A 17,666-nucleotide genomic window follows, 5' to 3' on the forward strand; every position below is an offset into this window, starting at 1 on the left:
GTCACCGGTCCGGAGGTCTGCGCAGTCCGAGGCGCGCCACCGAGCGCCGGTACGGCTGGGCGCGGCGGGTGGCCCGGCGGGTGGCCCGCCGGGTGGCACGGCGCTGCCTCGGTTTGTCGTCCCACGCTTCGGGATGGGCGGCCACCCATCGGCTGCTGCGGATCGCGAACGGGATGTGGATCACGTAGGCCAGGATGATCGCCATCAGCACGAGGTAGCCGTAGAGGATCGACGCGGCGACCCCGAGCGCCAGCAGCACCAGCAGCGGCACCACCGCGCTCGGCGGTATGGCGAACGTGTGCACCTTGCGCATCGGGATGCTGCTGACCGCCAGCAGCGACACCCCGATCATCCAGATGACGACGGCGGGCTCCGACGTCCACCAGCCCTCGCCGAACTGCATCTTGGCCGCCAAGGGGCCGATCGCGCCGATGGCCGCGGCCGGCGCGGGCATGCCCACGAAGAATTCCTTCATGTAACCCGGTTGGTCCTCGGCGAGCATCGCGTTGAACCGGGCCAGCCGCAGCACGATGCACACCGCGTACAACAGCACCACGATCCACCCGATCCGCGACTGCGACAGCAGCGTGCCGTAGACGATGAACGCCGGCGCCACACCGAAGTTCACCGCGTCGGCCAGCGAGTCGATCTCCTCGCCCATCTTCGAGGTGGCGTTGAGCAGCCGCGCCGTGCGGCCGTCGAGGGCGTCGAGGATGGCGGCCACGGCCAGGAACGCCATCGCCTCGGTCGGACGGTCGTCGAGCGCGAACTTCACCGCTGACAGCCCCAGGCAGATCGCGGCCACCGTCATCGCGCTGGGCAGCATGCGCAGGCTCACGACGGGACGCTTCACCCTGGGCTTGATCACGGCAGCTCCGCGAGGATCGTCTCCCCGCCGACGGCGCGCTGCCCGGGCAGCACCAGCACCTCGGAGCCCTCCGGCAGGTAGGTGTCGAGGCGGGAGCCGTAGCGGATCAACCCGTAGGTGTCGCCGATCGAGACCTTGTCGCCGACCTTGGCGTCGCAGACGATGCGCCGCGCGACCAGGCCGGCGATCTGCACCGCGATCACCTGGGCGCCCGACTCCGTCCGGATGACGAGGCTGTTGCGCTCGTTGTCCTCGCTGGCGGCCTCGAGTTCGGCCGAGACGAACAGCCCCGGCCGGTGCACCACCGAAGTCACCTCGCCGCTGATCGGAACGCGCTGCACGTGGGCGTCGAAGATCGACAGGAAGATGCTGACCCGCGGAAGGGGACGCGCGGGCAGCCCCAGTTCTGCGGGCGGTTCGACGTCCTCGACCAGGCAGATCAGCCCGTCGGCCGGAGCGACGATCGCGCCGGGGCGCGTCGGCGGCACCCGCGGCGGATGCCGAAAGAACGCGGCGTTGGCGCCGGCGGCGAGCAGGCCCGCGCCCCGCAGCCAGCGGTTCCGGCGACCGGCGGCCGCCAGCGCGAGACCGGCGCCGATGAACGGCAGGCCTGCCGGGTGCACCGGCGGAACGGTTGTCCGGACCAGGGCCATCAACCGCTCGGGGCCGGATTGGAGCTCTTCGGTTCTTGGGCGTCTGGCCATCGGGGTGGATTCTACGTGCGGACGGTGTCGAGAATCCGGCCAGCTAGCTCAGATCCCACACCGCGACCGTCGACCCGGCCGGGAGTTCGGTGATGTCCTCGCCGATCTCCAGCAGGCAGTTGGCCGAGGCGAGCCACCGCAGGTGGTGGGATGCGGGCGGGCCGTAGCTGGTGACGGTGCCTTTGTCGGCGTCCAGCACACCGCGGCGGAACTGCCGCTTGCCGCGCGGGGAGGTGAGGTCCTCGGTGAGCACGGCCGCGCGCCGGGGCCGTCGCGGCTGCGTGGCGCCCATCGCCGCCCGCAGCGGCGAGCGCAGGAACACCTCGAACGACACCAGCGCGCTGACCGGGTTGCCCGGCAGGGTGACGATCGGCGTGCCGCCGACGCGCCCGGCGCCCTGCGGCATGCCCGGCTGCATCGCGACCTTGACGAACTCGACCGTCGCGGCGAGCGCGTCCTTGACCACCTCGTAGGCGCCGGCACTCACCCCGCCGGTGGTGATGATCAGATCGGCCTGCCCGGCGTAGCGGGCCAGCGTGTCGTGGAAGGCCGTGACGTCGTCACCGGTCATCGGCGCCGCCACCACCTCGCCGCCGGCGTCGCGCACGGCCGCCGCCAGCATCACCGCGTTGGACTCGTAGATCTGGCCGGGCAGCAGCGGCGTGCCGGGTGCGACGAGCTCGGTGCCCGTCGACATGACGAGCACGCGGGGCCGCGGCACCACGGTGAGTTCACCGAGCCCCAGCGCTGCGGCGAGCCCGAGCGCGGCCGGGGTGACCGGCTGGCCCGCCGTGAGGACGGTGGTACCCGCGGTGACGTCCTCGCCGGCGCGGCGGACGTGCTGGCCCGGCCGGGGTGCGATCCGGATCTCCACGGTGTCGGGGGTGGCGGTGAAGTCGCCGTCGGTGGCCTCGACCGGGACCACTGCGGTGGCGCCCGACGGCAGCGGCGCCCCTGTCATGATGCGGTGCACCGTGCCCGGCGCCAGGGTCAGCGGATCGGTCCGGCCGGCCGGGATGTCGGCGGCGACCGGCAGCCGCACCGGGTGCTCGGCGCTCGCCCCCGCGACGTCGTCGGCCACCACGGCGTAGCCGTCCATGGCGGAGTTGTCGAAGCCGGGCAGTGACAGCGGCGCGACGACGTCGGCGGCCAGCACCAGCCCGAGCGCCTCGGTCAGCAGCAGGGTGACAGACGGCCGGGCGGCGATCAGGCCGGCGACAACACTCTGGTGTTCGGAGACGGAGCGCATCGACGGCTACACCGGGAACGTGACGCCGGTGAGCTCTTCGGACACCGTCCAGAGCCGCCGCGCCACGTCCTCGTCGTGGGACTTCGTGTTGGACTGCACCAGCTTCGGGTGCCCGCGCTGCTCGCCGATGCCGTCCGGGCCGTAGTACTCGCCACCGCGCACCTGCGGGTCGGTGGCCGCGCGCAGCGTGGGCAGTGCGCCGCCGGCGGCGTCCTGGGCGATCTGGCGCCAGACCAGCTCGACGGGCCTGCGGATCACGCCGGGCAGGTTTCGGGTCAACTCGGTGTTGGAGCTGCCGGGGTGGGCGGCGACGGCGATGGTCGGCGCGCCCTTCTTCGACAGCCGCCGGTTGAGCTCATAGGTGAACAGCAGGTTGGCGAGCTTGGCCTGGCCGTAGGCACGCAGCCGGTTGTAGCCGCGCTCGGACTGCAGGTCGTCGAAGTTGATCGAGCCGAAGCGGTGGCCGTTGCTGCTGATCGTCACCACCCGCGACCCCTCGACGGGCAGCATGTTGTCGAGCACCTGCCCGGTCAGCGCGAAGTGGCCGAGGTGGTTGGTGCCGAACTGCAGCTCGAAGCCGTCGGACGTGGTGGCCTTCGGCGTCGTCATCACGCCTGCGTTGTTGATCAGCAGGTCGATGCGGGAGTACTCGGCACGCAGGTCGTCGGCGGCCCGCCGGACGCTGTCCAGTGAGGTCAGGTCGAGCTGCTGCAGCGTGACGTCGGCGTGCGGCGTCGCCGCGGTGATCCGGTCGACGGCCGCCTTGCCCTTGTCGAGGTTGCGCACGGCCAGCACCACGTGCGCGCCGCGGGCGGCCAGCACGGCGGCGGCCTCGTAACCGATCCCGGTGTTGGAGCCGGTGATGACGGCGACGCGCCCGGTCTGGTCCGGCACGTCGCCCGCGCCCCACTTGGTGTCAGCACTCATGATCGAAACCCTACCCACGCCGATCGGTCATGCTCGAAGGATGAACGGTGCGCCCCGTCAGACCGTGACGCTGACCGATCCGGCCAACCCGCCCAGCCGGAAGGCGCCCCTGGTGTGGGCGATCGGCGCCGCCGTGCCGTGGCTGGCGCTGCTGGCCGGGCTGCTGGTGTGGCTGGCACTCGACCCGCAGCCGCAGTGGGTGGCGTGGCTGGTGCTGGCGGTTCCGGCGGTCGGCGTGGTGGTGTTCGTCGGCATCGCGCCGATGTGGCGGTACCGGGTGCACCGCTGGGAGATCGATTCCCGGGCGGTGTACACCCGCACCGGTTGGCTGATGCAGGAGCGCCGGATCGCGCCGATCTCGCGGGTGCAGACCGTCGACACCCAGCGCGGTCCGCTCGACCGGCTGTTCGGCCTGGCCAACGTGACGGTGACGACGGCGTCCTCGGCGGGGGCGGTGCACATCGTCGCGCTCGACTCCGAGGTGGCCGACCGCGTCGTGGCGCAGCTGACCGACATCGCCGCACTCGGCGAGCAGGACGCCACGTGACCGAGCCCGCGCCGGTGTGGCAGCGGCTGAGCCCGCGGATGCTGCTGGTTCATCCCGTGCACGAGGTGGTGCGCCAGGTGCCGGTGCTGATCGGTTCGGTGGTGCTGGGTTCGGCGACCGGCAACCCGCTGTGGGCGGTCGCCGCGCTGGTGGCGACCGTCGGGTACGGCGTCGCGCGGTGGTTCACCACCGCCTACCGTATCGACGCCGACGAGGTCCAGCTGCGCGCCGGGGTGCTGCAGCGCAACGTGCTGTCCGTGCCGCGCAACAGGATTCGTTCGGTGTCGACGGACGCCCGGCTGCTGCACCGGGTGTTCGGGCTGACGGTGCTGCGGCTGAGCACCGGGCAGGAGGCCCGCGCTGACGCGGCGTTCGCACTGGACGCGGTCGAGGCGGTCGAGGTGCCACGGCTGCGGGCCGTGCTGCTGGCCGACTCGCTGGCCGGCGCCGGCGGGGACACCGAGCAGGACCCGGCGCCACCGGGGCGGGTGCTCGCCCGGTGGCAGCCGTCCTGGCTGCGGTACAGCCCGCTCAGCTTCACCGGCCTGGCGATGATCGCCGCCGCGTTCGGGCTGGTGTATCAGGTGGGATACGTTGTGCAAGTGCAGGATTCGGGGCTGGTGCGCTCCGGTCTGGACGCCGCGGAGCGCGCAGGGGTGGTGGCCAGCGTGACGGTCGTCGTGCTGGCGGTGGTGGTCGCGTCGGTGGTGCTGTCGGTGCTGAGGTCGTTGACGACGTACGGGAACCTCGTGCTTCGCCGTGACGGTGACGTACTGCACCTCGTGCACGGTGTGGTGCGGGTGCGTGAGCACACCTACGACATGCGCCGGCTGCGGGGCGGCACACTGCGGGAGCCGCTGCTGGTGCGGATGTTCGGCGGCGCCCGGCTGGACGCGGTGATGACCGGCGTCGACGGTGCGGGCGAGTCGTCGCTGCTGCTGCCGCCCTGCCCGGCGGACACCGCGCGGTGGGTGCTCACGGACCTGATCGACCATCCTGCCGCCGTCACCGGCGCGCTGCGTGCGCACGGCCCGGCCGCCACCCGGCGGCGCTGGACGCGCGCGCTGATCGGTCCCGCACTGCTTGCCATCGTCATGGGCGGGACGAGTTTCGTTGTCTCGATGCCTCTTTGGGTATGGCCGGTGTGGGCGGTGCTCACCGTGTGCTGCGCACTGCTCGCGGCGGACCGGTCGCGGTCGCTGGGCCACCGCGTCGACGACGGCTGGCTGGTCGCCCGTTCGGGCAGCCTCGAGCGGCGGCGGGACTGTGTCGACGGTGCCGGCGTCGTCGGCTGGACGGTGCGGCAGTCCTGGTTCCAGCGGCGCGCCGGGGTCGCCACGCTGGTCGCCGCGACCGCCGCGGGGGTGAAGGCCTACCGGGTGGTCGACGTGCCCGCCGGGGCGGCGTGGTCGGTCGCCGCCGGGGTGTCGCCGTGGCTCACAGGCACCGGATGGGCGCGCACCGGAGCCGGGCCCGAGTTGCGCTGAAGCATTCGCCGTTTACTGTCTTGCAGCATGGCCGTCGGTGGAGTGCTGTTCGACATCGATGGCGTCCTGGTGACGTCATGGCAGCCGATCGCCGGAGCCGCCGACACGCTGAGGTCGCTGGCGGACAACCAGATCGCACGGTCGTACCTGACCAACACGACCACCAGGACACGCAGGCAGATCGCCGAACTGCTGTCCGGCGCGGGTATGGACGTCACCGCCGACGAGGTGATCACCGCCGCGGTCCTCACCGCGGAGTACGTCCGGGAGCGGTATCCCGGAGCTCAGTGCTTCCTGGTGAACAGCGGCCGGATCGGCGAGGACATGCCGGGCGTCGACCTGGTGTACTCCGACGAGTTCGACGACGGCGGCACGCCCGACCGGCCCGACGTCGTGCTGCTGGGCGGTGCGGGCCGCGAGTACAACCACCTCACCCTCAGCTGGGTGTACGACTGGATGGCCCAGGGTGTGCCGGTGGTGGCGATGCACCGCAGCACGTCGTGGAACACCACCGAGGGCCTGCGCATCGACACCGGCATGTATCTGCTCGGCATGGAGGAGACGTCGGGCCGCAAGGCCACCGCCGTCGGCAAGCCGGCACCCGAGGGTTTCCTGGCCGCGGCGCGCAGGCTCGGCGTCGACCCCGACGAGATGTACATGGTTGGCGACGACCTCAACAACGACGTGCTGGCGGCCCAGGTGGTCGGCATGACGGGAGTGCTGGTGCGCACGGGCAAGTTCCGCCAGGACACGCTCGACCGCTGGGCCGCAGACGAATTCGCGATGCAGCCCAACCACGTGATCGACTCGGTCGCCGACCTGCCGCCGCTGCTCGGGCTGTAGCGATCAAGCCTTGAGGGTGCGGACCGCCTCGATGCGTTCCTTGAGCTGATCGGTGGTGGCCGCGGCCACCGGAGGTCCTCCGCACAGCCTGCGCAGTTCGTTGTGGATCCAGCCGTGTGGCTTGCCGGTGCGGTGATGGGCGATGGACACCAGCGCGTTGAGCTCGCGGCGCAGTTCCCGGATCTGACCGTGGGTGGCGCGCATCAGGGCCGGCTCGGCGGCGGCGGCGCCCGACGCGGTCCGCTTGGTCAGCTGCTCTTCCTGCCTGCGGCTCAACAGGTCCCGCATCTGTGTCGCATCGAGCAGGCCCGGGATGCCGAGGTAGTCGGCCTCCTCCTCACTGCCCGCGGGTGTCGCGGTGCCGAATGACGAGCCGTCAAAGATCACCTGGTCGAGTTCGGCGTCGGCGCCGAGCATCTCGTAGCCGTTGTCCAGATCACTGGGCTCGTCCTTGGCCTTGTTGGCGTCCTCGAGCAGGGCGTCGTCGAGGCCCTCTTCCTCGCGGTGCGGCTTGCCGAGGACGTGGTTGCGCTGCGCCTCCATCTCGCTGGCGAGCAGCAGCAGGTTGGGCACCGACGGCAGGAAGACGCTGGCCGTCTCGCCGGGCTTGCGCGACCGCACGAAGCGCCCGATCACCTGCGCGAAGAACAGCGGGGTCGACGCGCTCGTCGCGTACACGCCGACGGCGAGGCGGGGGACGTCGACACCCTCGGACACCATCCGCACCGCGACCAGCCAGCGACTGGTACCCGCCGAGAACTGGCTGATCCGGTCCGAGGAGCCCGGATCGTCCGACAGCACGATCGTCGGCGCTTCGCCGGTGAGCCGGGTCAGCAGCTCGGCGTAGGCGCGCGCGGCGGTCTGGTCGGAGGCGATGATCATGCCGCCGGCGTCCGGCACGTGCCGGCGCTTCTGCTCCAGCCGCCGGTCGGCCGCGGCGATGACGGCGGGCATCCATTCGCCCGCCGGGTTGAGCGCGGTGCGCCAGGCGCGGGCGGTCTGCTCGGCGCTCAACGGTTCGCCCAGCCGGGCCGAGTGCTCCTCGCCGGCGCTGTCGCGCCAGCGTGACTCGCCGGAGTAGGCCAAGAACACCACCGGCCGCACGACGCCGTCGGCCAGCGCGTCGGAGTACCCGTAGGTGTGGTCGGCCTGCGAGCGCGCGAATCCGTCGGGGCCGTGCTCGTATCGGACGAACGGGATGGAGGAGTCGTCGCTGCGGAACGGCGTGCCGGTGAGCGCAAGTCTGCGCGTCGCGTCGTCGAACGCCTCGCGGATCGCCTCGCCCCAGCTCTTTGCGTCGCCGCCGTGGTGGATCTCGTCGAAGACCACCAGGGTCCGGTAGTTCTCCGTGCGGACGCGGTGCCGCGAGGGGTGGCTGGCCACCTGCGCATAGGTGACCACCACGCCGTGGAACTCCGACGAGTGCTGCGCCGCGGAGTTGCTGAACCGCGGGTCGAGCGAGATGCCGACGCGTGCGGCGGCCGCGGCCCACTGGACCTTGAGGTGTTCGGTGGGGACCACGACGGTGATCCGGTCGACGGTGCCGTCGGCCAGCAGTTCCCCGGCGATCCGCAGGGCAAACGCCGTCTTACCTGCACCGGGGGTGGCGACGGCGAGGAAATCCCGCGGCTTGGCGCCGAGATACTTCACCAATGCCCGACGCTGCCAGCCTCGCAAGGCCTGGGTGTCGGGCGCTGCGTATGCCCGCACCCAAGGTCTCCTCACCGATCGAGGGGCAGTCTATTACAACGGATTCCGGCGGCGCACATCCGCAGCCCGCGCCGGGTGGCCCGGCGTGTCCGCTGGGTGGGCGCGGCGCTGGGCGGTCCGCGCCCCGGAGCGGCCGGTCGCGGCGATCACTCCGCCTGCGGGGCGCCGGGCCATTCCGCGGAGCAAACGACCGCGCCCGCCGTCATCAGCACCGTTCGTGGATCTGGGCCAACTTCGCCTCGCCCCGCGATGGGCGGTGGCCCGGATCGTGGCGGCGGCACCCGCCGACGGTGATCCGGATGTAGTCGCCGGCGCCGTCCATGGTGAGTTCCACCGGCCGGTCGAGCCGGTTCAGTGCCGCGGCGATCGGCTCGCCGAACCCCACACCTTCGGATTCGGCGACGAAGGTCCGGGCGACGCGCTGAGCCTGATCCGCGGTGGCGTCCGGGGCGAGCTCGACGGTGAGGTCGAAATTCTCGCCGTGGGTGAAGGTCTTCCGGTAGTCGTTGTCGACCGCGGCGACCCCGGGCAATGGGCGGATCGCGTCTGCGATTCGCTGCGCCGCCCCACTTTCATCCGACGTCACGCAGCCTGCGAGCACGAGAGTCAGGCCGACCGCGACAGCGGCCGCTACTGCTCGACGAAGAAGTTGTCGTTGGCGATGAACCACTCGCGGCGTTCCTCGTCGGTCAGCTCTCCCAGTTGGGCCAGCCCCTCGAAGTAGTGCTCGCGCGGCGCACCCGGTGCGAACAGCATGAGGATCGACGCCGGTTCGTCGGCCTCGTTGCGGAAGCCGTGGATGCCGCCGGGCGGCACGTAGAGGAAGTCGTTGCGCGTCCCGTCCAGCCAGTCGGTGCCGTCGTAGAGCTTGATGCTGCCGGACAGGACGAAGAACGCCTCGGACATGGCCCGGTGGTAGTGCGGTCCCGGTCCGCCGCCCTTCGGCGCGATCTCGACGCGGTACAGCCCGTAGTCGCCGCCGGTCGCCTGCTGGTTGGCGAGGTAGTGGTACTGGACGAGGCCGAAGGAGTCGTAGTCCGGCGGCTCGTCACCCCGTTTGAGCCACGCACTCACCTCGGGCTCGTCCTCGGTGTATCGGGGCGGGGGATAGGGCGGAACGACCAGCGACACGTGGTCGAGCGTATCCCGCCCGATACGGGATCAGACCGGGAAGATCACGCCGGTCTTCTCCTGCGACACCGACCAGAGCCGCTGCTGTGCCGCGACGTCGTGCGACCGGTCGCTCGAGGACACCACCTTCGGGAAGCCGCGCAGCTCGGCGAAACCTCCCGGACCGAAGTACTGGCCACCGAGCGCGCCGGGGTCGGTCGCCGCGCGCAGCGTCGGCAGTGCGCCCATCGCGGTGCTCTGTTCCAGCGGGCGGAAGAGGAGCTGCACCACGGGCGGCGCATAGCGCGCCAGTTCGGAGCTCGACCCTCCGGGATGGGCGGCGAGGGCGGTGGTGGCGGTGGTGGTGAGGCGGCGCTGCAGTTCGTAGGTGAAGAGCAGATTGGCCAGCTTCGACTGTCCGTAGGCGCCGATCCTGGAGTAACCGCGCTCAGATCCCAGGTCGTCGAAGCGGATGCGGCCGAAGCGGTGGCCGATGCTGCTCACCGTCACCACCCGCGATCCCGGCGACTCGAGCAGCCGGTCGAGGAGCAGCCCGGTGAAGGCGAAGTGGCCGAAGTGATTCGTGCCGAACTGCAGCTCGAACCCGTCGCTGGTGGTGGCCTTCGGCGTCATCATCACGCCCGCGTTGTTGACGAGGAGGTCGATCCGGTCGAGACCGGCCCGAAGCGCCTCGGCCGCGTCGCGCACCGACTCCAGTGAGGTGAGGTCGAGTTCCTGCACCGACACGTCGGCTCCGCGGTTTCGGGCGGCGATCAGGTCGGCGGCGGCCTTGCCCTTGTCGAGGTTGCGCACGGCGAGCACGACGCGTGCCCCGCGGGCGGCGAGGGCGGCGGCGGTCTCGTAGCCGAGGCCGGTGTTGGCGCCGGTGATGACGGCGGTGCGCCCGGTCTGGTCGGGGATGTCGGCGGTGCTCCAGCGGGACATGGGTCCTCCTCGTTAGAATGAATTCGGAACGTGCGCTCCGGTTCCTCCGACTATACGGAACGCGCGCTCCGTTTTGTCAACCGGAAGGACCGATTGTGGTGACCGAGACGTCACGGCCGTTGCGCGCGGACGCCGCCCGCAACCGTGCGCGGGTTCTCGCCGTCGCCTACGAGACGTTCGCGGCCGAGGGCGTCGCGGTGCCGATCGACGAGATCGCCCGCCGCGCCGGCGTCGGCCCGGGCACCGTCTACCGGCACTTCCCGACCAAGGAGGCGCTGTTCCAGGCGGTCATCGAGGACCGGGTGCGCAGCATCGTGGCCGCCGCCGAGTCCCTGCTCGCCGACGATCCGGGATCGGCGCTCTTCGAGTTCCTGCGCGAGATGGTGCGGACGGCCGCGGTGGACCACGGGATGGCCGACGCGCTGGCGACTTACGGCGTCGACATCGACCAGGCCGCACCCGGCGCCGAAGCCGCGTTCGTCAAGGTGCTCACCGATCTGCTGGCGGCCGGTCAGCGCGCGGGCACCGTTCGGGCCGACGTCGGTCCGGCCGAAGTGAAGGCATTGCTGATGGTGTGCAAGTCCACCCAGGATCACGGCGCCGGTATCGCCGACCGGGTGGTGGCGGTCATCGTCGACGGCCTCCGCGCGGGCTGAACTACCTTGCACTCGCCCTGGTCGAGTGCTAGAAATGCAGTTGGCACTCGCGACCAGTGAGTGCTAGGTCGGGACGGTGAGACACGGGTCCGCGTATGCGGAGCACACCCGAGTCGTCCGTCGCGGGCACTGGGCCCGGCCACAAAGACGTGCAAATCCCTTGTTCGGAGGAATCACTTCGCAATGGCCAAGACAATTGCGTATGACGAAGAGGCCCGTCGCGGCCTCGAGCGGGGCCTCAATGCCCTCGCCGACGCGGTAAAGGTGACGCTGGGCCCCAAGGGCCGCAACGTCGTCCTGGAGAAGAAGTGGGGCGCCCCCACGATCACCAACGATGGTGTGTCCATCGCCAAGGAGATCGAGCTGGAGGACCCGTACGAGAAGATCGGCGCTGAGCTGGTCAAAGAGGTCGCCAAGAAGACCGACGACGTCGCAGGCGACGGCACCACCACCGCCACCGTGCTGGCCCAGGCGCTCGTGCGCGAGGGTCTGCGCAACGTTGCGGCCGGCGCCAACCCGCTCGGCCTCAAGCGCGGCATCGAGAAGGCCGTCGAGAAGGTCACCGAGACGCTGCTGAAGTCGGCCAAGGAGGTCGAGACCAAGGAGCAGATCGCTGCCACCGCGGGCATCTCCGCCGGCGACCAGTCCATCGGCGACCTGATCGCCGAGGCCATGGACAAGGTCGGCAACGAGGGTGTCATCACCGTCGAGGAGTCCAACACCTTCGGCCTGCAGCTCGAGCTCACCGAGGGCATGCGCTTCGACAAGGGCTACATCTCGGGTTACTTCGTGACCGACGCCGAGCGCCAGGAAGCCGTCCTGGAGGATCCCTACATCCTGCTGGTCAGCTCCAAGGTGTCGACCGTCAAGGATCTGCTTCCGCTGCTGGAGAAGGTCATCCAGGCCGGCAAGCCGCTGCTGATCATCGCCGAGGACGTCGAGGGTGAAGCCCTGTCGACCCTGGTGGTCAACAAGATCCGTGGCACCTTCAAGTCCGTCGCCGTGAAGGCGCCGGGCTTCGGTGATCGCCGCAAGGCGATGCTGCAGGACATCGCGATCCTCACCGGCGGCCAGGTCGTCAGCGAAGAGGTCGGTCTGTCGCTCGAGACCGCCGACATCACGCTGCTGGGCCAGGCCCGCAAGGTCGTCGTCACCAAGGACGAGACCACGGTCATCGAGGGTGCCGGCGATGCCGACGCGATCCAGGGCCGGGTGGCCCAGATCCGCGCCGAGATCGAGAACAGCGACTCCGACTACGACCGCGAGAAGCTGCAGGAGCGCCTGGCCAAGCTGGCCGGCGGTGTTGCGGTGATCAAGGCCGGAGCTGCCACCGAGGTGGAGCTCAAGGAGCGCAAGCACCGCATCGAGGACGCCGTCCGCAACGCGAAGGCCGCCGTCGAGGAGGGCATCGTCGCCGGTGGTGGCGTGGCTCTGCTGCAGTCGGCTCCGTCGCTCGATGAGCTGTCGCTCACCGGTGACGAGGCGACCGGCGCGAACATCGTTCGCGTCGCGCTGTCGGCCCCGCTGAAGCAGATCGCGTTCAACGGCGGGCTCGAGCCCGGCGTCGTCGCCGAGAAGGTCACCAACTCGCCTGCCGGCACCGGCCTCAACGCCGCCACCGGTGAGTACGAGGACCTGCTCAAGGCCGGCGTCGCGGACCCGGTGAAGGTCACCCGCTCGGCGCTGCAGAACGCGGCGTCCATCGCGGCGCTGTTCCTCACCACCGAGGCCGTCGTCGCCGACAAGCCGGAGAAGTCGTCCGCACCCGCGGGCGACCCGACCGGTGGCATGGGCGGCATGGACTTCTGAGTCCTGCTCAACCAGAACAACACGGGAAGGCCCGGCCTGCTTGCAGGCCGGGCTTTTTCGTGCGCGCTCGACGGGCGTCCGGCGGCGCAGGCGGGATCGTTCGCCGAGCCTGGCCGATCGAACCGATTCGCGGCTCGCCCGCATGCGTATCTCTTCGCGCGGTGTGACAGCTGTTGCATGAGATCAAGATCGCGAGTCACCGTGCGGGAGTGCGGCAACCGTGCGCGGCGTGCGTGATTCGCGATGCGCGTGCACGTAGAACTACCAATTCGTCAATGAATTGCGTAGCGTCGTCCCGTGTTGTTGCTGTCGTGGACGCACGCAAACATGCGTCCGGTCCTCCCCGGTTCTCCGACCACTTCTTTGCGCCGCTGTGCGACTTCAGGGCCGAGGAACCGATGACGAGTTCGCTCGGGGCGGCGCTGGCCGACACTCTGAGGCACAGCCCGAACGATCTGGTGGTCCTCGGCGACGGTGACTGGGTTCGGCACCCCTGGCCCGAGGTCTTCGTCAGGGCGGAGAACGTCGCGGAGCGGCTGCTGGACGACGGGGTGAGCGCGGTCGGCCTGGTCGGCGAGCCCACAGTCGAGTTCATCGCCTCGATCGTCGGCGCCTTCGTCGCCGGCGCCGCGGTGTCGATCCTGCCGGGACCCGTGCGCGGCGCCGACTCCGGACAGTGGGCGCTCTCGACGGTCGACCGTCTGAAGAACATTGGTGTGCAGCGCATCCTGAGCAACGGCAGCTACCTGGAGCGACTCGGGTCGATCGTCGAGCCGCAGATGCTGAACGACGTCGCCGCCGTCGCGCACCCCCGGCGTTCCAGCACGTTCACCGCTCCCGCGGCATCGGTCGATGTCGCAATCCTGCAGGGCACGGCGGGATCCACCGGATCTCCGCGCACCGTGCGACTGTCGCCCGACGCCGTGTTGGCGAACCTGCAGGGGCTGAACGCCCGCATCGGCGTCGACATCTCCGACGACGTCGGATGTTCCTGGTTGCCCCTGTACCACGACATGGGGCTGAGTTTCCTGCTGTCCGGGGCCTTGGCGGGCGTCGAGGTGTGGCAAGCGCCCACCGCGGCGTTCCAGGCGTCGCCGTTCCGGTGGCTGAACTGGCTCAGCGAGGGCGGCGCGAGCATCACGGCCGCGCCGAACATGGCGTACGGCATGATCGGCAAGTACTCCCGGCGAGTCACCGGGATCGACCTGAGTCGCCTGCGATTCGCCCTCAACGGCGGTGAGCCGGTGGACTTCGAACTCACTCAGCGCTTCGCGACGGAGATGGCCCGGTTCGGTTTCGACGCCGGCGCCCTGGCGCCGTCCTACGGTCTGGCCGAGGCGACGTGTGCGGTCACGGTGCCCGTGCCGGGACGCGGTCTGATGGTCGACGAGACGGTGGTGCAGACGGACACCGGCGCCACCCCGCGCAGGCACACCGTGCTGGGCGAGGCGATCGACGGCATGGAGGTGCGGATCGAACCGCGCGACGACGTGAGCGCCGACGGCTCGGACCGTGAGGTGGGAGAGGTCCTGATCCGGGGCACGTCGATGATGTCGGGATACGTCGGCGAGACGGCGCACGGTCCCGGCGATTGGTTCCGCACAGGCGATCTCGGCTACTTCGTCGACGGTGGACTGGTGGTGTGCGGACGGGCCAAGGAACTGATCACCGTCGCGGGACGCAACATCTTCCCGGCCGAGGTCGAGGGAGTTGCCGCACAGGTGAACGGCGTGCGCGAGGGCGCCGTGGTCGCGGTCGGCGTCGGAGAACGATCGATCCGGCCCGGCCTGGCCATCGTCGCGGAGTTCCGCGGACCCAACGAGGACGACGCGCGGACCCAGGTCATCCAGCAGGTCGCATCGGAATGCGGTGTGGTGCCGTCGGACGTGACCTTCGTCCGGCCCGGGTCGCTGCCGCGCACGTCCTCGGGCAAGTTGAAGAGGCTGGAAGTCAAGCGCAGCATCGTCGGCGCCGCGGACTGACAGGCGCTGCACAAGGGAAGGCCCCATTCCTGGGGCGAACTCGGCTACTGTCTGTCCCGATATCCGGTTACCCCAAGTGCGCTTGCCGCAGAAGGTCTGGGCTGCAGAGTGTTTCGACGGTCATTCACTGCTGGCCTTGCTGTTGCCGGTGCGGGCGCCATCACCTGGTCGGCGGTCGTTTCGCTGCCGGGCGAGGAGGCCGTTGCGGTGGCGCCGCACGTCGTCGTCGCCGGGCCGCAGTCGGTGGCGCTGACCGGTTACGCCGAAACCCTGGTGGCCGGCGCCGTGGCCGCGCTCGAGCAGAGTGTCGACGGACTCGCCAACGACTTCCCGGCCATCTGGGAGCAGGTGAATGCCCAGTGGCCTGACGCGGAGCTGTTGCACTGGAACTACGCCCTGGTGGCCGACTCGTTCCTGGCGCCCGTGGCGCCGTTGGTGATCGGACCGCTCAACGATGCGGTCGCCGAGGTGCTCGCCGATGCGTTCCCCGACCACGCCGAGGCGATCGGGCAGTTGCCGGGACTGGTGGAGTACACCACCGTGCGGCTCGTGGGTCCGCTGCTGAGTGCGATCGGCGCCGCCGGCATCGCGCACGAGGGGATCTACTACCCGACGACGACGGGTGACGTGGCGGGGTTCTTCGAGGGGATCGCCGCCGCACCCGGCCATGTCATCGACGGCCTGCTGTTCGGCGGGTACGGCGATCTGAGTCCGCTGGTGACCGGCGAGGTCGGCGGCACGCCGATCCCGGCACCTGGTCTGCTCACCCCGTGGGGACAGGAGCCACCGGAGCGGGAGGTGCAATGGGGATTGGCACCCGAAGCCGCTGACGCGCCGGAGGTCACCGAGGAGCTTCTCGGCGCCGAGTTGCCGGAAGGCGCCGAGCTGCCGGAAGGTGCCGAGCTGCCGGAAGGTGCCGAGCTGAATCCGAATCCGTTGAGCGGCTTCGAGATGCGGTTCGACTGGAAGCGGCCGTCGATCGAGACGTCGGTGGAGGCGTCGGAGACCGATGACGCGGCAGCCGAGACCGTCGATGCGGACGCCGATGCCGAGGCGAACGCGCCCTCGGAGGCTCCGAAGCCGCGGGCGTCGCTCCGTCAGGGCATCAAGGACATCAGGATCGGTGTGCGGGAGAGCATCAAACGCGCTGTGCACGGCGGTCGTTCGGCCGAGAAGGGCGACACGTCAGGCGACGAGGCGGGCGAGCCTGAGGCTGACCGGGCAGAAGAGCGTGCAGATAAGCGCGCCGAGAAGTCGGAGAAGTCAGAGAAGCGCGCCGAGAAGTCGGACGAGAAGTCGTCGGAGGACGCCACCGGCTGACCCGGTCGGCTCGGTTCACTCGCCGGACAATGGCACGCAGTCGTCACCGCATCCGGTGGCAGTCGCCGGCGAATCTGCTGCCCTTCTGCGATGCAGCACTGCGCCGTTGGGTGTGATGGTCAGAGTGTCGCCGGAAACGTCGGCCTTCCCGTCGACGATCAAGGTGTAGCCGCCGGCGTCCCGCGGCGGGTAGGCCAGGGTGACGTCGCTGTGCCGCGTTGCGTTGTCGCCGGTGCGACGACCGACTCCGGTGATGGAGAGGACGCCGCCGGCCAGTGACGGTTCGACCGCGACGGTGTGAGCGCGGTAGTCGTCGCCGACGGTGACCAGGTAGGCATAGGAGTAGTCGGCCAGCGCACCGGACAGTTCGGCGATGTCCACCTTGACACTCATGCCCCGACAATACGGCGACCGGGTGTTGACCCAGTGCCTCAGAAGGGTGGGGGTGTGTTGCGTTCGGCGACGTAGTCGTCGTTGATTTTGCGTTCGGCGGCGATGCGTTGGGCGCGGTTCTGGGCGCGGGTGCGTCGGCGGGTGGGCATCTTGACGCCGCGGAATGTGTTGTCCGGCAATGTGCCTGGTGGTGGTGGGGGTAGGTTGCCGGTGGGTCGGCACAGGGTGGGGAAGATCAGGGCGCTGCCGGGGCGGGTGGTGTAGGTGTGGCCGGTGGGTGCGGTCCACACGATGGTGCCGTCGGGGTATTGCACGTCGGTCCACCCCGATGGCCCGCACCAGAAGGTTTTCAGGAGGTGGTGGAACCTGCACAGGCACTTGAGGTTCGAGGCGTGGGTGGGTCCGGCGGGGTAGGGGATGGTGTGGTCGATGTCGGCGCGGTCGGCGGGTTTGTCGCAGCCGGGGAAGCGGCAGGTCAGGTCGCGGCAGCGGATGTAGTCGGCGAGCGCGCGTGAGGGGGTGTAGCGGGGTTCGGGTGCGGCGTCGCCGGGATGGCGGACGGTGCGGCGGCGGGCTGTGCCGGTGGTCTCGGCCAGCAGCGCGGTGGGCAGTATCCCGGCGCCCAGCACGAACGCCATCGGCCGCTGTGACTTGCGGGTCGGCGCGGGCGCGGGTTCGGGCGCCGGATCGGCGGGGACGGCGGTGTCCTCGGGTGGCGAAGCCGGGGCTGCTGCTTCCGGGGCGGACGCTGGATCCGCGGGGACGGCGTCGGCGGTGTTCTCAGATGGCGTTCCGGGGGTTTCGCCGTGAGGTGGCCGGCACTCGGCGTAGGTAGCGCCGCCCGCCCCAGTGTCTGCCGCCTCGTCAGCACCCGCCCCGTGGTCGCCTTCGTCCGCGGCCTCTTCCACGTCAGCCGCGGCTTCGCCGGCACTCTCGTCTGCGTCGGTGATGACGTAGACGATGGTGTTGCGGGCGGGGGTGGGGGTGTCGCTGGTGGCGGGGCAGTCGGTCTCGCCGCAGGCGCAGGCCAGGACTGTTGCGCCGGCGCCGAGTGCGCCGAGGGCGTCGGCGCGTCGTTCGCTCAGGGTGCGGGGGTCGTCGTCGCAGACGGCGCGG

General features: G+C 70.4%; 17 protein-coding genes. 7 read left to right on the forward strand and 10 right to left on the reverse strand.

Annotation, left to right across the window (positions count from 1 at the left end; all coding sequences use genetic code 11):
* Position 1 precedes the first annotated feature (1 nt).
* Genes pssA through O6P37_RS25365 form a run of 4 tightly spaced genes read right to left on the reverse strand, consistent with a single transcriptional unit; the run spans position 2 to position 3,748 of the window.
* Entirely contained in the window at positions 2-868 is an 867-nt protein-coding gene (gene pssA, locus O6P37_RS25350; protein ID WP_264015193.1) for a CDP-diacylglycerol--serine O-phosphatidyltransferase, read from the reverse strand.
* A complete protein-coding gene (locus O6P37_RS25355; RefSeq protein WP_269896671.1) occupies positions 865-1,572 on the reverse strand; it encodes a phosphatidylserine decarboxylase in 708 nt (235 codons plus the stop codon). The genes pssA and O6P37_RS25355 overlap by 4 nt, the downstream gene beginning before the upstream one ends.
* 43 nt (positions 1,573-1,615) lie before the next feature.
* Positions 1,616-2,821, reverse strand: coding sequence for a molybdopterin molybdotransferase MoeA (gene moeA / locus O6P37_RS25360; protein ID WP_269896672.1), 1,206 nt, complete (start codon positions 2,819-2,821; stop codon positions 1,616-1,618).
* Positions 2,822-2,827: 6 nt separating this feature from the next.
* Positions 2,828-3,748 carry an SDR family NAD(P)-dependent oxidoreductase gene (locus tag O6P37_RS25365; protein WP_269896673.1) on the reverse strand — a complete coding sequence of 307 codons (921 nt, stop codon included), beginning with the start codon at positions 3,746-3,748 and terminating at the stop codon, positions 2,828-2,830.
* A 40-nt stretch (positions 3,749-3,788) separates the two neighbouring features.
* Between O6P37_RS25365 and O6P37_RS25370 the strand changes: the two genes are divergently transcribed.
* The 3 genes from O6P37_RS25370 to O6P37_RS25380 are packed head-to-tail and all read left to right on the forward strand — an operon-like array spanning position 3,789 to position 6,625.
* Positions 3,789-4,295 (forward strand): PH domain-containing protein, encoded by a 507-nt coding sequence (locus tag O6P37_RS25370; protein ID WP_269896674.1) that lies wholly within the window; start codon positions 3,789-3,791, stop codon positions 4,293-4,295.
* A 38-nt stretch (positions 4,296-4,333) separates the two neighbouring features.
* Positions 4,334-5,782, forward strand: coding sequence for a PH domain-containing protein (locus O6P37_RS25375; protein WP_269896692.1), 1,449 nt, complete (start codon positions 4,334-4,336; stop codon positions 5,780-5,782).
* 27 nt (positions 5,783-5,809) lie between these two features.
* Positions 5,810-6,625: an HAD-IIA family hydrolase gene (locus tag O6P37_RS25380; RefSeq protein ID WP_264015198.1), complete on the forward strand. Its 816-nt coding sequence runs from the start codon at positions 5,810-5,812 to the stop codon at positions 6,623-6,625.
* A 3-nt stretch (positions 6,626-6,628) separates the two neighbouring features.
* On the opposite strand, the gene O6P37_RS25385 is transcribed toward O6P37_RS25380, so the two are convergent.
* The 4 genes from O6P37_RS25385 to O6P37_RS25400 form a co-directional block, all read right to left on the reverse strand.
* A complete protein-coding gene (locus tag O6P37_RS25385; protein WP_269896675.1) occupies positions 6,629-8,335 on the reverse strand; it encodes a DEAD/DEAH box helicase in 1,707 nt (568 codons plus the stop codon).
* A gap of 205 nt (positions 8,336-8,540) precedes the next feature.
* The gene (locus O6P37_RS25390; protein ID WP_269896676.1) at positions 8,541-8,921 is read right to left on the reverse strand and encodes a hypothetical protein; all 381 of its coding nucleotides are present in this window, start codon (positions 8,919-8,921) and stop codon (positions 8,541-8,543) included.
* A gap of 44 nt (positions 8,922-8,965) precedes the next feature.
* Entirely contained in the window at positions 8,966-9,466 is a 501-nt protein-coding gene (locus O6P37_RS25395; RefSeq protein WP_269896677.1) for a cupin domain-containing protein, read from the reverse strand.
* Positions 9,467-9,496: 30 nt separating this feature from the next.
* Positions 9,497-10,390 (reverse strand): SDR family NAD(P)-dependent oxidoreductase, encoded by an 894-nt coding sequence (locus tag O6P37_RS25400; protein ID WP_269896678.1) that lies wholly within the window; start codon positions 10,388-10,390, stop codon positions 9,497-9,499.
* Positions 10,391-10,488: 98 nt separating this feature from the next.
* On the opposite strand from O6P37_RS25400, the gene O6P37_RS25405 reads away from it, so the two are divergent.
* The 4 genes from O6P37_RS25405 (at position 10,489) to O6P37_RS25420 (ending at position 16,157) form a co-directional block, all read left to right on the forward strand.
* Positions 10,489-11,046 (forward strand): TetR/AcrR family transcriptional regulator, encoded by a 558-nt coding sequence (locus O6P37_RS25405; RefSeq protein WP_269896679.1) that lies wholly within the window; start codon positions 10,489-10,491, stop codon positions 11,044-11,046.
* Between the two features lie 183 nt (positions 11,047-11,229).
* Positions 11,230-12,855 carry a chaperonin GroEL gene (gene groL, locus O6P37_RS25410; RefSeq protein ID WP_269896680.1) on the forward strand — a complete coding sequence of 542 codons (1,626 nt, stop codon included), beginning with the start codon at positions 11,230-11,232 and terminating at the stop codon, positions 12,853-12,855.
* A gap of 398 nt (positions 12,856-13,253) precedes the next feature.
* Complete coding sequence (gene mbtM / locus O6P37_RS25415) at positions 13,254-14,837, forward strand: long-chain-fatty acid--ACP ligase MbtM (protein ID WP_269896681.1); 1,584 nt, start codon at positions 13,254-13,256, stop codon at positions 14,835-14,837.
* A 108-nt stretch (positions 14,838-14,945) separates the two neighbouring features.
* A complete protein-coding gene (locus O6P37_RS25420; RefSeq protein ID WP_269896682.1) occupies positions 14,946-16,157 on the forward strand; it encodes a hypothetical protein in 1,212 nt (403 codons plus the stop codon).
* Positions 16,158-16,172: 15 nt separating this feature from the next.
* Here the strand turns inward: O6P37_RS25420 and O6P37_RS25425 are convergent, their stop codons facing one another.
* Together O6P37_RS25425 and O6P37_RS25430 are read right to left on the reverse strand one after the other, a co-directional pair.
* Positions 16,173-16,550 (reverse strand): pyridoxamine 5'-phosphate oxidase family protein, encoded by a 378-nt coding sequence (locus O6P37_RS25425; RefSeq protein ID WP_269896683.1) that lies wholly within the window; start codon positions 16,548-16,550, stop codon positions 16,173-16,175.
* Between the two features lie 38 nt (positions 16,551-16,588).
* The coding region (locus O6P37_RS25430; RefSeq protein WP_269896684.1) for an HNH endonuclease signature motif containing protein at positions 16,589-17,666 on the reverse strand (1,078 nt) is incomplete at its 5' end.

The organism is Mycobacterium hippophais (assembly GCF_027529605.1).
Lineage (GTDB): Bacteria > Actinomycetota > Actinomycetes > Mycobacteriales > Mycobacteriaceae > Mycobacterium > Mycobacterium arseniciresistens.

What these genes read in the sequence shown, in the direction of transcription:
- O6P37_RS25355 (WP_269896671.1), bottom strand. Translation starts at nt 1,572, where the DNA reads ATGGCCAGACGCCCAAGAACCGAAGAGCTCCAATCCGGCCCCGAGCGG.
- moeA (WP_269896672.1), bottom strand. Translation starts at nt 2,821, where the DNA reads ATGCGCTCCGTCTCCGAACACCAGAGTGTTGTCGCCGGCCTGATCGCC.
- O6P37_RS25365 (WP_269896673.1), bottom strand. Translation starts at nt 3,748, where the DNA reads ATGAGTGCTGACACCAAGTGGGGCGCGGGCGACGTGCCGGACCAGACC.
- O6P37_RS25370 (WP_269896674.1), top strand. Translation starts at nt 3,789, where the DNA reads ATGAACGGTGCGCCCCGTCAGACCGTGACGCTGACCGATCCGGCCAAC.
- O6P37_RS25375 (WP_269896692.1), top strand. Translation starts at nt 4,334, where the DNA reads ATGCTGCTGGTTCATCCCGTGCACGAGGTGGTGCGCCAGGTGCCGGTG.
- O6P37_RS25380 (WP_264015198.1), top strand. Translation starts at nt 5,810, where the DNA reads ATGGCCGTCGGTGGAGTGCTGTTCGACATCGATGGCGTCCTGGTGACG.
- O6P37_RS25400 (WP_269896678.1), bottom strand. Translation starts at nt 10,390, where the DNA reads ATGTCCCGCTGGAGCACCGCCGACATCCCCGACCAGACCGGGCGCACC.
- groL (WP_269896680.1), top strand. Translation starts at nt 11,230, where the DNA reads ATGGCCAAGACAATTGCGTATGACGAAGAGGCCCGTCGCGGCCTCGAG.
- mbtM (WP_269896681.1), top strand. Translation starts at nt 13,254, where the DNA reads ATGACGAGTTCGCTCGGGGCGGCGCTGGCCGACACTCTGAGGCACAGC.
- O6P37_RS25425 (WP_269896683.1), bottom strand. Translation starts at nt 16,550, where the DNA reads ATGAGTGTCAAGGTGGACATCGCCGAACTGTCCGGTGCGCTGGCCGAC.